Source organism: Acidovorax sp. Leaf191, assembly GCF_001424425.1.
GTDB lineage: Bacteria > Pseudomonadota > Gammaproteobacteria > Burkholderiales > Burkholderiaceae_C > Acidovorax.
In genome coordinates, this window is record NZ_LMPT01000001.1 from 206,827 (window position 1) to 220,317 (window position 13,491).

Consider the following 13,491-nt stretch of genomic DNA (forward strand, 5'->3'; position numbering starts at 1 on the left):
GAATTCGTTAAGCAAATACTGAACCAACTTCTTCGTGCACCGCGCTCACCGCGCCTGCCGCGCCTGCCGGGCCTTCGGTGCGTGCGGGCAGCCCCGCCAGCGCTGCCTCGGGCATGCGGGTGGCCGCGAACTCGCCCTGGCACGCGAGCAGCGCGCACCAGATCAGCCCGCGGGACTGCAATTCTTGCGCCTTTTCCAGCCCTTGGTGCAGCGCGCGCAGCACCTGTGCGCGCGGCAGCGGCGGGACATCCACCGTGACGGGAATGGCGCCGAGGTCGCTGTCGTCGCGCACCAGCCAGGCGGGCATGCGGGTGATGCGTTCGTCCAGCACGTTCACGGCGTTGGCCACCACGGTGGCGGCGGCGTCGGCCTCGGCCGCGGTGCGCGCGAGCACCGTGACGCTGTCGGCAATGCCCAGCGACTGGCTGCGCCCGCGCCAACCGCTGGTGGCCACGCCGCGCACCGGCATGGTGCTGTCGATGCGCAACTGGCCGTCCAGCAGCAGCCCGTGGCGCAGTTGGGCGGCATCGAGCCTGGCGATGTCCGCATACACCCCCACCGAGGCCGACTGGCCCGGGGCGAGGTGCAGCGCGATGTCGCCACCGTTGTTGACCCAGGCGCGGGCAATCCCGTCCTGCGCGAAACACGCGAGGATCTCTTGCGCCACCGCCCCGGCCACGGCGGCCATGGGGGTGATGAAGCCCTTGCGGTACGGGTGGCAGGCCTGCCACATGCGCTGCGCGACCACACCCTGCAAGGAGGTGGCTTCACCCACCGGGGCGCGCAGGCCGGGCAGCTCGTTCACCAGCTCTTGAAGCAGCCCCTCGAAGCGCTGCCAGGCGCGCTCGTGCGCGGCAGCCACGGCGCTGCGTTCACCCTCGGCCTGGATGACCAGGTCGATGGGTCCGTGCTGGAAGTGCCAGCGGCCGTCGGGCAGAAAGTTGCGGCAGGCGTGCATGACAAGAGGCCGTTCAGCCCAGCAGGGGCGGGCGGCCCAGCGGCCAGGGGTTGCCAGCGGGCAGCGCCTGCCAGGACAGCGACTGCGGCGCACCGTCGTTGTGCCACGCGCCGTGCTCCAGCACTTCGCGCAGGCTGCGGATCTGGTCGGCATGGCCGCCCAGGGCCTCGTAGTCGGTGCGGCGCATGCTGAACTCGATGGGCGCCACGATGGCGGGGGTGGGCACGGTGCCAAAGCTGTTGTCGGGCATACGCAGCACATCGGCCATCACAGTGATGCCGCCGCCGGGCCACACATAGGCGGGTGCGCCGCCGCAGGTCACGTTGACCAACGCGTTCTTGATGGAGCGCGTAAGCAGCACGGGGTTTTCCGTCACGCCCGCGCGCAGGCTGCCGCCCGCGCCGCCCAGGAAGAGCACCGAGGTGAGCGAGGGCTCGCAGTTCTCGCCGATACGCTCCACGATGCGGCGCACCGCATCGGGCATCTCGGCCTCCACCGGCACCAGCGATTCGTTCAACACGTACCAGCTGGCGTGCTCGCCCGTGGTGGAGGTCATGAGCAGGCGCAGGCCCGGCCACGCGACCGATGCGTCCCAGCCTTCGATGATGGACAACGGGTCGGCGATGTCGGTGCCGCCCCAACCCGTGCCGGGATTGGCCACCTGGAAGTAGCGGCCCGGGGTGGACTTGCGCCCGCGCATCTGGATGCCCGAGGACTCCATGTCCAGGCAGCGGCCGGCCTGGTGCTCGGTGAGCACGCCGGTGATGTGGTCGTCCACCACCACCACCTCATCGGCCTGGCCGAAGAACTGGCGCGCGAAGATGCCGATGGCCGCGGAGCCGCAGCCCACGCGCATGCGCTGCTCGGCCACGCCGTTGACGATGGGCGCCTGGCCGGCCTGGATCACGAGCTGCGAGCCGCCGTCGATGGTGAGCTCCACCGCCTGCTTGTTGCCCAGCAGCTGCATCATCTCGTTGGCGATGCGCCCTTCCTTCTTGCTGCCGCCCGTGAGGTGGTGCACGCCGCCGAGCGACAGCATCTGCGAGCCGTATTCGGCCGTGGTGACGTGCCCCACCACCTCGCCCTTGCAGCGCACGTTGGCCTGCTCGGGGCCGAGGAAGCGGTCGGTGTCGATCTTCACCTTGAAGCTGCAGTAGCTGAAGATGCCCTCGGTGACCACGGTGACCATGTCCACGCCATCGACCTTGGAGCCCACGATGAACGGCGCAGGCTTGTAGTCGGGGTAGGTGGTGGACGAGCCCACGCCGGTGACGAACACTTCTTCCGATAGCAACAGGTCGCCGCTCCAGGCGTGCTGCGCGGCGGTACCGTCGGCGGTGCCGCCTTCGGCATCCACCGGCGCGCCGGCATCCGCCGCGGACGAGCGGCCTGCGAACGGCACCAGCGCAACTTCGCCCGCCTCCAGCGTCTTGCGCAGCAGCACCACCGGGTCCACGCGCACCAGCACGCCGGCGTGGTTGGCATAGCGGTCGCACGCGCCGGCGCGGCCTTCCGATATCTGGCACAGCACCGGGCACGCGTTGCACTCCACCTTGGCGGCGTTCATGCGCTCGTTGCGCGGCCGGGCGCGCTCCAGCACCTGCGGCAGCTCTGGCGCATCCATGCCTGGAAGCCCGTCGGTCTTGGTGTGTTCAGTCATCGTGGAGCCCATTCATTGCATCTTTTCAAATGCTTGTACGCGCATTGCATTTTGTGTAGCATTCACTTAACTTAAATGTTGTGATTGCTACATTGATCGCGAATGTAGCGCAATCGATGATGGTCCGCAATGGTGTTTTCGCACCCCCTGAAACGGTGCACGAGGAGCCCCAAAATGACGCACGTAGTAACGGATGCATGTATTCGGTGCAAGTACACCGACTGTGTCGATGTCTGCCCGGTCGACTGCTTCAAGGAGGGGCCTGAATACCTCGTCATCGACCCTGACGAGTGCATCGACTGCGCGGTCTGCATCCCCGAGTGCCCCGCCAACGCCATCTATGCCGAAGACGACCTGCCCCCGGGCCTGGAAATCTTCCTCGAATTCAACAAAAAGCTGGCCCCGGGCCTGCCCACAATCACCAAAAGAAAACCGGCTTTGCCAGATGCGGAACAATGGAGGGTTGTGAGCCACAAGCTTTCCGGCCTGGATATCGCGTTCTGAGCCCCGCTCCAGCACGCCGCCAGCGCGGACTTCAGCCAGTTTTCTTCTGTACTTTCAACTTTTCCGACCAAGCACCATGAGCGCATTTCTCGAAGAACGCGTCCTCTCCGTCCACCACTGGACGGACCGCCTTTTCTCCTTCACCACCACGCGGGACACGGCCCTGCGCTTTTCCAACGGCCATTTCACGATGATCGGCCTGCGTGGCGAGAACGGCAAACCCCTGCTGCGCGCCTACAGCATCGCCAGCGCCAACTACGAAGAGCACCTGGAGTTCCTGTCGATCAAGGTGCCCGACGGCCCGCTGACCTCGCGCCTGCAGCACATCCAGGTGGGCGACACCATCGTGGTGGGCAAGAAGCCCACCGGCACGCTGCTCATCGACTACCTGCTGCCCGCCAAGCGCCTGTACATGCTGTCCACCGGCACCGGCGTGGCGCCTTTCCTGAGCCTGATGCGCGACCCCGAGACGTATGAGAAGTTCGAGGAAGTCATCCTGGTGCACGGCGTGCGCGAGGTCAAGGAGCTGGCCTACCACGACTACATCACCCAAGAGCTGCCCCAGCACGAGTTCCTGGGCGAGATCGTGAGCAAGCAGCTCAAGTACTACCCCACCGTGACGCGCGAGGCGTTCAAGCACCAGGGCCGCGTGACGACCGTGATCGAGAACGGCCAGCTCGCCCGCGACCTGGGCCTGCCGGCGCTCAACCCGCTGGAAGACCGCGTGATGATCTGCGGCAGCCCCGAGATGCTGCGCGACCTCAAGCACATGATGGAAGAGCGCGGCTTCAAGGAAGGCAACACCACGAAGCCGGGCGACTTCGTGATCGAACGCGCGTTCGCAGAGCAGTGATCTCCCGGCCGGCACCGGGCGCCTGTCGAACAGGTGCCGCTGCCGGCCCCACCCACCAGGACCCGCCATGTCTGCCACACCCCCCAAGACCCGGACAGCGTCCAGCCGATCTCCCACCGTGCGCAAGACGGGGGTGCGCGAGCAGGCCGCACAGACCACGCGCGACAACATCCTGAAAGCGGCGACCAAGGTGTTCGCGCGCTACGGCTACGAAGGCGGCAGCGTGGAGAAGATCTCCAAGGCGGCCAAGTCCTTCGACCGGATGATCTACTACTACTTCGGCAGCAAGGAAGGCCTGTTCATCGAGGTGCTGGAGGAAACCTACCGGCGCATGAACGATGCGGAGTCCAAGCTCGACCTGGACACCGCCAAGCCGGTCGAGGCGCTGCAGGCGGTGATCCGCTTCGTGGTGGGCTACTACCGCAAGAACCCCGAGTTCATCACGCTGCTCAACACGGAAAACCTGCACAAGGGCAAGCACATCTCCAAGTCCATGCGGGCCCGCGAATACTCGTCGCCCGCCATCGAGGTCATCCGCCGCGTGCTGGAGAGCGGCCAGGCGCAAGGGCTGTTCCGCAAGGACGTGTCGGCGCGCGACGTGTACCTGCTGATCGCCGCCACGGGCTACTTCTACATGTCCAACCGCCACACGCTGTCGGCCTTTCTGGGTGAAGACCTGGAGACGCCCGATGCGCTGGCGCACTGGGAGTCCTTCGTCATCGACAGCGTGCTGCGCACCGTGGCGCCGGGCCCCAGCCTGCCCAAGGGCAAGTGACGGCCGAAGGTCCGAAGATCTTCGGCACGCACCTCCGCAAGCAGCACTGCAAACGCAGGACGCACCGGACACAACGATTTTCTGAGCGAGGGCCGCAACGGGCCCGAACCCCCACCCACGAGGAGAATCCATGGCAGAAGCAGCAGCCGGCGGCAAGTCGGGCAAGGTCGTCATCAAAAACATCGGTCTCTTGTTGTCGGGCGACCTGGACCGCCCCATCCTCGATGCCGACACCATCGTCGTCAACGACGGACTCATCGTGGCCGTGGGCCGCGAAAAGGATTGCGACACCGACCACGCGCAGACCGTGATCGATGCGCGCCAGACCTGCGTGGCGCCCGGCCTGATCGACAGCCACGTGCACCCGGTCTTTGGCGACTGGACGCCGCGGCAAAACCAGATCGGCTGGATCGACTCCACCATGAACGGCGGCGTGACCACGATGGTCTCGGCTGGTGAAGTGCACCTGCCCGGCCGCCCCAAGGACATCGTGGGCCTGAAGGCGCTGGCCATCACCGCGCAGCGTTCGTTCGACAACTTCCGCCCCGGCGGCGTGAAGGTGATCGCGGGCGCCCCGGTCATCGAAAAGGGCATGACCGAGCAGGACTTCAAGGACCTGGCCGACGCGGGCGTGACGCTGCTGGGCGAAGTGGGCCTGGGCTCCGTCAAGGCGGGCTACGAGGCCCAGCAGATGGTGGCGTGGGCGCGCAAGCACGGCATCCAGAGCACCATCCACACGGGCGGGCCGTCCATTCCGGGCTCAGGCCTCATCGACAAGGACGTGGTGCTGGAGGCCGATGCCGATGTGATCGGCCACATCAACGGCGGCCACACCTCGCTGCCCTGGAAGCACGTGTGCGAGCTGTGCGAGAAGTCGTCGCGCGCGATCGAGCTGGTGCACAACGGCAACGAGAAGATCGCCATCCAGGCCGCGCGCGCGGCCATCGAACTGAAGTGCCCGCACCGCGTGATTCTGGGCACCGACGGCCCGGCCGGCTCGGGCGTGCAGCCGCTGGGCATGCTGCGCATGATCGCCTTGATATCGAGCTTTGCCGACATCCCCGCCGAGTTGGTGTTCTGCTTTGCCACGGGCAACACGGCGCGCATCCGCAACCTGAACTGCGGGCTGATCGAGCCGGGCCGCGCGGCGGACTTCGTGTTCATGGACCGCGCGCAGCACACGGCCGGCGCCACGCTGCTGGAGAGCGTGCAGCTGGGCGACATCCCGGGCATCGGCATGGTGATGATCGACGGCCTGGTGCGCTGCGGCCGCAGCCGCAACACGCCGCCTGCGACGGAAATCCCGGTGGTGCTGTAGCCGCAGCCACTCACTGCGCCTTCGCCCAGCAAAAAAGCCCGCAATTGCGGGCTTTTGCATTGGGGTTCAGGGCTGGCTCAATACGTATCGGCCACGCGCACAGCGCCTGGCTGGGCGCGCGGATAGGACTCTGTGGCCCGCGAGGCCGTGCCGTCATCCACGCGGAAGCCCTTGCCCTGCAAAACGACCGGTGTGCCCACGGCCGGAGGCTGCGCGCGGGTGAAGCGTCGCACCGAACCGTCTTCCATGCGCACGGCGATCTGGTAGACCGTCTGCGTGCGCGTGCGCTCTTCGACCTTGTGGCCCACATAGCCGCCGCCCACGGCACCCAGCACCGTGGCCGCAGTACGGCCCGACCCCTTGCCCACCTGGTTGCCCACCACCGCACCCAGCACGCCGCCAGCCACGGCGCCCACACCCGTGGCAGGCGCCGCCTGCTGCACCGCCTGCACCGACTCGACCCGGCCGCAGGATGCGCATACGGGTGCTGGCGCTGCGGTGCGCATGGCAGGCTGGGGCGGCACATAGCCGCCCTGCGAAGATCCACCTTGGTAAGACCCGCCTTGGTAAGACGAACCTTGCGAATAGCCGGGCGCCTGGTTAGCTACATTATTTGTAGCAATACTTCTTTGACCAGCTTGCGGCAGGGGCTTGTTTTGCGCAGGCCCATCGACTGGGGGCGTGCCGGTCGCCGGCTGCGCCAGGGCTGCCACGGCGGCGGGAGGCGCCTCTGCAGACGATTTGCCGGCGTTCTGCACCACCAGGGTGGTGCCCAAGGCCACCACGCTCACCCCCAGCACCCCGATGGCAGCCCACAGCCATTTGAGCGAGTGGCCCGAGGCCGCACCGGCAACGCCTGCGTGCGATGTGGCCGACAAAGGATGGGACGATGACGAAACGATAAGGCTCATGATTTTTCTCCGAAAGATCCAGCGGTACCAACACGACGCTGGAAGAGTGGCTGCAGAGTACCTGCGGGTGCCTGAAAACCGGACATAGCCCCTGTAAAGGACGTAAGAAGCTGTTTACCGGCAGATGGGTGCAAGGCAGGCTCGCGAGCACCGAGCTACGTTGCGCCTGGCGCACCTCACCGCGCGGTGACCGCCCCATCAGGCGCTGCGGCAGGCTCTGCCGGCGTGCCATGCAGCTCCTGGAATGCGCGCGCACAGCTGGCCGAGAACAACAGCACTGCCGACGAAAAGTAGATCCACATGAGCAGCACCACCAGCGACCCCGCCGCCCCATAGGCCGACACCACCGCAGCCGTGGACAGGTACCACGCCAGCAGTTGCTTGCCCACGGTGAACAGCGTCGCGCCCACCACGGCCCCCGCGAGGATGCAGCGCGAAGACGGACGGGCACCGCCGCCAATGCGCATCAGTCCCATGAACAGCAGCACCGCAAAGCCGAAGGCCACCACCTCGTTGAGTATCTGCATGGCCGGCGCCACGGGTGCGGACGACAGGTGCGAGCCCGCCCAGCCCGCAAACAGGTTGATCAGCGTGGACAGGACCAGCGACACCAACAGCAAAAAGCCCAAGGCCAGCACATACGCCAGGCCCCGCAGCCGCAGCGACGCCATGCGCCACCAGGCGGCGCGCTGCTGCGTCGGCGCTTCGCTGCGCCACAAGTGCTCCAGTGCCGACTGCAGCTCCACGAACACCCCCGTAGCGCCCGACACCAGCACCACAAAACCCACCAGGGATGCGAGCCGCCCTTCCGACGGCTCCTTGGCACTGGCCAGGGCCTGCCGAATCACCTCGGCCACCTGCTGGCCCATGACGGCCTGCACCTGGGAGATGAGGTTGGTCTCCAGGTAGCTGCGGTCCATCCACCAGCCCAGCACGCCCACCAGCAGCAGCAGCAGCGGGGCCAGGCTCAGCATGCCGTAGAAGGACATCGCCGCGCTCATGCGCAGCCCGTCGGCGTCCAGCCACAAATTGATGGCGCGCCAGAACGGCTGCACCATTTTCCACAAGGGATCGACAAGGCGCAGGGCGCGGCGCTGCAGGCTGGAGACGGTCATGACGCAAGCCTAGCGCGGCGCGGCACCTGCATCCAGCCGCGATTCGCTGCAATGCAGGTAGGTTCGGTCCGACACCGCGGGCCCTGCAGCTGTTGCGCAGGCGACCGCGCCATCGCCCTGGGTGCGCATACTCGGTGGGCATGGCGTGCCATGCCACGCCATGCCATGCCCACCTGGAGATCGCCCATGAACCCCCTTGCCCTGCCCCGCCTGCGTGAGGCGCTGCAGCGCCACGTCGACCAGGGCCTGCTGCCCGGCGCCGTGGCGCTCGTCCACCACCGCGGCCATACCGTGCTGCACGAGGCCGTGGGCGCGCTGCGCCCGGGCAGCGGCGCGCCCCCGATGGCGGCCGATGCCATGTTCCGCATCTATTCGATGACCAAGCCGATCGCCTCCCTGGTGGCGCTGATGTTGATGGAAGAAGGCCGGCTGCTGCTGTCGCTGCCTGTGTCGCACTACCTGCCCGCATTTGCCGGCCAACGCGTGTACGACGAGTCCACCGGCACCAGCAACCCGCCAGCGCGCGAAGCCACCGTGCACGACCTGCTGCGCCACACGGCGGGCCTGAGCTACGCCTGGGAGCCCGGCACCGTGGCCGATGCCTACCGCGCGGCGCGCATCGGGTCGCGCCGCCTGACCAACGCCGCGCAGGTGGCGGCCCTGGGCCCGTTGCCGCTGGTGCACCCGCCGGGCAGCGCCTGGGAGTACAGCCGCGCCACCGACGTGCTGGGCGCCGTGCTGGAGGCGGTCGAAGGCGCGCCGCTCTCCGCCATCCTGCAGGAGCGCGTGCTGGGCCCGCTGGGCATGCGGGACACGGGCTTTGCGGTGCCGGCCCACCGGCTGGCCGATCTGGCCGAGCCGTTCGCGATCGACCCGCAAACCGGCGCCGCAGCGTTGGCGCTCAACGACGTGTCCGCCCCGCCCGCGTTCGAGTCCGCAGGTGGCGGCCTCGTGTCCACCGCGGCCGACTACGCCCGGTTTCTGGCGCTGATGCTGGGCCGTGGAACCTTGCAGGCCGCAGACGGCCCCGTCCGCCTCGCCAGCCGCGCCACGGTGGACTTCATGACCGCCGACCACCTGGGCGGCATCCCGGTGGTGGGCGACCTCCTGCCGCCGGGCCACGGCTTCGGCCTGGGTGTGGCCGTGCGCAGCGCCACCGGCCTGGGCAGCAGCCCCGGGTCGGCCGGCAGCTACAGCTGGAGCGGCCTGGGCGGAACCTGCTTTTTCGTGGACCCGGCCGAGGATTTGTTCGCCATCCTGCTCACGCAGGCACCCGGACAGCTGCGCTATCTGTGCACGCTGTTCCCTGCGCTGGTCTACGCCGCGCTCTGAGCCGGACAGGCCGGGGACTGCGCCCCGGGGTGCGCTGGCGCCGCCCCCTTACACTCTGCGCCCAGTTGGTACAGCATCACAACAGGACATTTATGCAGATTCGCTGTGCACTGGTCGGCATGCCCGGCTCGGGCAAATCCACCGTCGGCCGTCAGCTGGCCCACCGCGCCGGCGTGCCGTTCATCGACCTGGACCACCGGCTGGAGCAGACCATCGGTACCACCATCCGAAGCTTTTTCGAGGCGGAAGGCGAGTCACGCTTTCGTGACCTCGAGTCCGAGGTGCTGGCCGAGGTGTGCCGCGGCAGCGGCGGCATGGTGCTGTCCACCGGCGGCGGCGCCGTGCTGCGTGCCGGGAACCGCGGGGTACTGCGCGAGTTCGGCTCGGTGATCTACCTGCGCGCCTCGGCCGAAGAGATCTACAAGCGCGTGAAGCACGACCGCACGCGCCCCCTGCTGCAGGGCGGCAACCCCATGGACAAGCTGCGTGAGCTCTACGCCCAGCGCGACGGCCTGTACCGCGAGACCGCACACTTCATCATCGAGACCGGCCGCCCCACGGTGCACACGCTGGTCAACATGATCATGATGCAGCTGGAGATGGCCGCGAGCGTCGAGGGAACAGCGGCGCCGGCCGCTGGGGCCACACCGGTCGCATAAACCTGCGCTACAGGCCTGATGGCGCTCCGCCCGGGGCGCCCATCTGGCACAGGGCGAACAAGCGCGATGCTGGAACCCTCAGCCCAGCCGCATCAGCCACATCAGCAGATGCTGCCGCCGATGCTTTTGCCGTCCTTGAGGTCGAACCCGAAATAGCAGCTGGTGTCCGACCTCGAGTACTGGATGCACTGCAGCCGCTCTTTGACGCGGACGCGGACTTTGGGGTCGGTCATGCACTCATCTTTCACGTCCGGGCCCAGACGGTCGAAAAGGTCCCGGGCCGCCTTGCCCTGCACGTGGAAGGACACCTTGGCATCCTGCGCCGTCGGCGCACCCGGGTCGCCCAGGCCACCCGAGTAGATCGCCATCTGCGCGGTCACCGGTCTGAACGCGAACGCCCAGTCGGCGGCCAGCGCTGCGGCACAGGCTGCGCCCAGCAGGGCCGCGGCCAGGCAGGACTTTTTCACAAGCGACATCTTCATGGGCATCGGCACTGCGCCCGCACTACAAATTGGGCGCCAGCAACCGCGCCAGCACGGCCTCGTCCATGCCCCGGCGATGGGCCATGTCGTGCAGCTGGTCCTCGCCGATCTTGCCGACGTTGAAGTACACGCTCTCGGGGTGGCCCAGGTAGAACCCGCTCACGCTGGCGGCAGGCATCATGGCCAGGCTCTCGGTCAGGGTCATGCCGACCTCGTCGCACTGCAGCACGCGGAACAACTCCGTCTTGGCGCTGTGGTCGGGGCAGGCGGGGTAGCCGGGGGCGGGGCGGATGCCGGTGTACTTCTCGGCGATCATGTCGTCGTTGGTCAGCTGCTCGCCTGCCGCATAGCCCCACAGGTCGGTGCGCACGCGGTGGTGAAGGGCTTCGGCAAAGGCCTCGGCCAGGCGGTCGGCCAGGCTCTTGAACATGATGGCCGAGTAGTCGTCCAGCGCATCGATGAAGGCCTTTTCCTTCTTCTCGATTCCGAGGCCCGCCGTCACCGCGAACAGGCCGGCGTAGTCGGCGATGCCGCTGCTCTTGGGCGCGACGAAGTCGGCCAGGCAGCGGCTGGGGCGCGTCACGCCGTCGATGGTGTGCTTCTCGGCCTGCTGGCGCAGGCCGTACCAGGTCATGGCCACCTCGGTGCGCGTCTCGTCGGTGTAGAACTCGATGTCGTCGTCGTTCACGCTGTTGGCGGGGTACAGGCCCATCACGCCGTTGGCGGTGAGCCAGCGGCCTTCGATGATCTTCTTGAGCATGGCCTGCGCGTCGGCGAACACGCGCGTGGCCTCCACGCCCACGACCTCGTCGGTCAGGATGGCGGGGTACGGCCCGGCCAGGTCCCAGGTCTGGAAGAACGGGCCCCAGTCGATGTAGCGCGCCAGCTCGGCCAGGTCGAAGTTCTTGAACACGCGGCGGCCCAGCGCGCGCGGCACGGTGGGTTGGAAGTCTGCCCAGTCCACCGGCGTCTTGTTGGCGCGGATCTTGGCCAGCGACCACAGCGGGGTCTGCTTCTTGTTGGCGTGCTGGATGCGCACCTTGTCGTAGTCGGCATTGAGTTCGTCGACATAGGTCTGCACGCCGTCACCCAGCAGGCTCTGGGCCACGCTCACGCTGCGGGACGCGTCAGGCACGTAGACCACGGGGCCTTCGTAGTGCGGGGCGATCTTGACGGCGGTGTGCACGCGGCTGGTGGTGGCGCCGCCGATGAGCAGCGGGATCTTCTTGATGCGGAAGTGGTCGTCCTTCTGCATCTCGCCGGCCACGTACTGCATTTCTTCCAGGCTGGGCGTGATCAGGCCCGACAGGCCCACGATGTCGGCTCCCTCGACCTTGGCACGCGCCAAAATCTCGTGGCAGGGCACCATCACGCCCATGTTCACCACCTCGAAGTTGTTGCACTGCAGAACGACGGTGACGATGTTCTTGCCGATGTCGTGCACGTCGCCCTTGACGGTGGCGATGATGATCTTGCCCTTGCTGCGCACGTCGCGGCCGGCCAGCTCGTCCTGGCGCTTTTCTTCCTCGATGTAGGGGATCAGGTGGGCCACGGCGGACTTCATCACGCGCGCGCTCTTGACCACCTGGGGCAGGAACATCTTGCCCGCGCCGAACAGGTCGCCCACGACGTTCATGCCGTCCATGAGCGGGCCTTCGATCACGTGCAGCGGGCGTCCGCCCTTGGCGACGATGGCCTGGTAGGCCTCTTCGGTGTCTTCGACGATGAAGTCGGTGATGCCGTGCACCAGCGCGTGCGACAGGCGCTCGCCCACGGTCTTGGGGGCTTCGGACGTGCCGCGCCATTCGAGCTTCTTGCTCTCGTCCTTGGCGCCGCTCTTGGCGGTCTCGGCCACCTCGACCAGACGCTCGCCCGCATCGGGGCGGCGGTTGAGCACCACGTCCTCCACGCGCTCGCGCAGCGTGGGTTCCAGGTCGTCGTAGACGCCGACCATGCCGGCGTTGACGATGCCCATGTCCATGCCCGCCTGGATCGCGTGGTACAGGAACACGGTGTGGATGGCTTCGCGCACCGGGTCGTTGCCGCGGAAGCTGAAGGACACGTTCGACACGCCGCCCGAGACCTTGGCGCCGGGCAGGTGCTGCTTGATCCAGCGCACGGCCTCGATGAAGTCGACAGCGTAGTTGTTGTGCTCCTCGATGCCGGTGGCCACCGCGAAGATGTTGGGGTCGAAGATGATGTCCTCGGGCGGAAAGTCCACCTCGTCGACCAGCACGCGGTAGGCGCGCTCGCAGATCTCGATCTTGCGCTCGAAGGTGTCGGCCTGGCCTTTCTCGTCGAAGGCCATGACCACGGCGGCCGCGCCGTAGCGCTTGACCAGGCGCGCCTCGTGCTTGAACTTGTCGATGCCCTCCTTCATGCTGATGGAGTTGACGATGCCCTTGCCCTGGATGCAGCGCAAGCCGGCCTCGATCACGTCCCACTTGGAGCTGTCGACCATGATGGGCACCCGCGCGATGTCGGGCTCGGAGGCGATGAGCTGCAGGAAGCGCACCATGGAGGCCTTGCTGTCGAGCATGGCCTCGTCCATGTTCACGTCGATCACCTGGGCGCCGTTTTCCACCTGCTGGCGGGCCACGGCCAGGGCCTCTTCGTACTGGCCGTTCAGGATCATGCGGGCGAAGGCCTTGGAGCCGGTGACGTTGGTGCGCTCGCCGATGTTGACGAACAGCGTGCCCTCGCCGATGGTTACCGGCTCCAGGCCGGACAGCTTCATGGGAGGAACGGGGACAGCGGACATCAGGCTCACTCGTGCAATCGGTTCGTGGGGGCCACCGAGCGTCATCGCATCCAGGGATGACCGACCTTGCGGGCGTGGGGGCCCGCTGCGACGCTCTTTGGGGAAGCCCTGATTTTACGGGCGCCAGCCGCCAGGGCTGAATCCGCGGGGCTGGCACAAAAGC

12 protein-coding genes are annotated in these 13,491 nt (G+C 67.3%); 6 read left to right on the forward strand and 6 right to left on the reverse strand.

Features of this window, described 5'->3' with window-relative positions:
* Positions 1–7: 7 nt before the first annotated feature.
* Both ASG27_RS00875 and ASG27_RS00880 read right to left on the reverse strand, forming a co-directional pair.
* Positions 8–958 carry a UPF0280 family protein gene (locus tag ASG27_RS00875; protein ID WP_056410354.1) on the reverse strand — a complete coding sequence of 317 codons (951 nt, stop codon included), beginning with the start codon at positions 956–958 and terminating at the stop codon, positions 8–10.
* Between the two features lie 13 nt (positions 959–971).
* Positions 972–2,618 (reverse strand): hypothetical protein, encoded by a 1,647-nt coding sequence (locus tag ASG27_RS00880; protein ID WP_056410356.1) that lies wholly within the window; start codon positions 2,616–2,618, stop codon positions 972–974.
* A gap of 174 nt (positions 2,619–2,792) precedes the next feature.
* Here ASG27_RS00880 and fdxA point away from each other — a divergent pair, with 174 nt between their 5' ends.
* The 4 genes from fdxA to ASG27_RS00900 all read left to right on the forward strand — a co-directional run bounded on the left by fdxA (position 2,793) and on the right by ASG27_RS00900 (position 6,068).
* A complete protein-coding gene (gene fdxA / locus ASG27_RS00885; RefSeq protein ID WP_056163211.1) occupies positions 2,793–3,122 on the forward strand; it encodes a ferredoxin FdxA in 330 nt (109 codons plus the stop codon).
* Positions 3,123–3,198: 76 nt separating this feature from the next.
* Positions 3,199–3,975 (forward strand): ferredoxin--NADP reductase, encoded by a 777-nt coding sequence (locus ASG27_RS00890; RefSeq protein WP_056410358.1) that lies wholly within the window; start codon positions 3,199–3,201, stop codon positions 3,973–3,975.
* Between the two features lie 67 nt (positions 3,976–4,042).
* Complete coding sequence (locus ASG27_RS00895) at positions 4,043–4,750, forward strand: TetR/AcrR family transcriptional regulator (RefSeq protein ID WP_056410360.1); 708 nt, start codon at positions 4,043–4,045, stop codon at positions 4,748–4,750.
* Positions 4,751–4,880: 130 nt separating this feature from the next.
* Positions 4,881–6,068: an amidohydrolase family protein gene (locus tag ASG27_RS00900; RefSeq protein ID WP_056410362.1), complete on the forward strand. Its 1,188-nt coding sequence runs from the start codon at positions 4,881–4,883 to the stop codon at positions 6,066–6,068.
* 77 nt (positions 6,069–6,145) lie between these two features.
* On the opposite strand, the gene ASG27_RS00905 is transcribed toward ASG27_RS00900, so the two are convergent.
* Positions 6,146–6,979, reverse strand: a complete 834-nt coding sequence (locus ASG27_RS00905; RefSeq protein WP_056410364.1) for a glycine zipper 2TM domain-containing protein — start codon at positions 6,977–6,979, stop codon at positions 6,146–6,148.
* Between the two features lie 176 nt (positions 6,980–7,155).
* Positions 7,156–8,094, reverse strand: coding sequence for a YihY/virulence factor BrkB family protein (locus ASG27_RS00910; RefSeq protein WP_056410366.1), 939 nt, complete (start codon positions 8,092–8,094; stop codon positions 7,156–7,158).
* Between the two features lie 186 nt (positions 8,095–8,280).
* Here ASG27_RS00910 and ASG27_RS00915 point away from each other — a divergent pair, with 186 nt between their 5' ends.
* Together ASG27_RS00915 and ASG27_RS00920 are read left to right on the forward strand one after the other, a co-directional pair.
* Positions 8,281–9,426 carry a serine hydrolase domain-containing protein gene (locus ASG27_RS00915; protein WP_056410367.1) on the forward strand — a complete coding sequence of 382 codons (1,146 nt, stop codon included), beginning with the start codon at positions 8,281–8,283 and terminating at the stop codon, positions 9,424–9,426.
* 92 nt (positions 9,427–9,518) lie between these two features.
* Positions 9,519–10,085 (forward strand): shikimate kinase, encoded by a 567-nt coding sequence (locus ASG27_RS00920; protein WP_056410369.1) that lies wholly within the window; start codon positions 9,519–9,521, stop codon positions 10,083–10,085.
* A gap of 101 nt (positions 10,086–10,186) precedes the next feature.
* Here the strand turns inward: ASG27_RS00920 and ASG27_RS00925 are convergent, their stop codons facing one another.
* Positions 10,187–10,567 (reverse strand): hypothetical protein, encoded by a 381-nt coding sequence (locus ASG27_RS00925; RefSeq protein WP_156370393.1) that lies wholly within the window; start codon positions 10,565–10,567, stop codon positions 10,187–10,189.
* Positions 10,568–10,589: 22 nt separating this feature from the next.
* Entirely contained in the window at positions 10,590–13,328 is a 2,739-nt protein-coding gene (gene metH, locus ASG27_RS00930) for a methionine synthase (RefSeq protein WP_082493054.1), read from the reverse strand.
* Between the last annotated feature and the right edge of the window lie 163 nt (positions 13,329–13,491).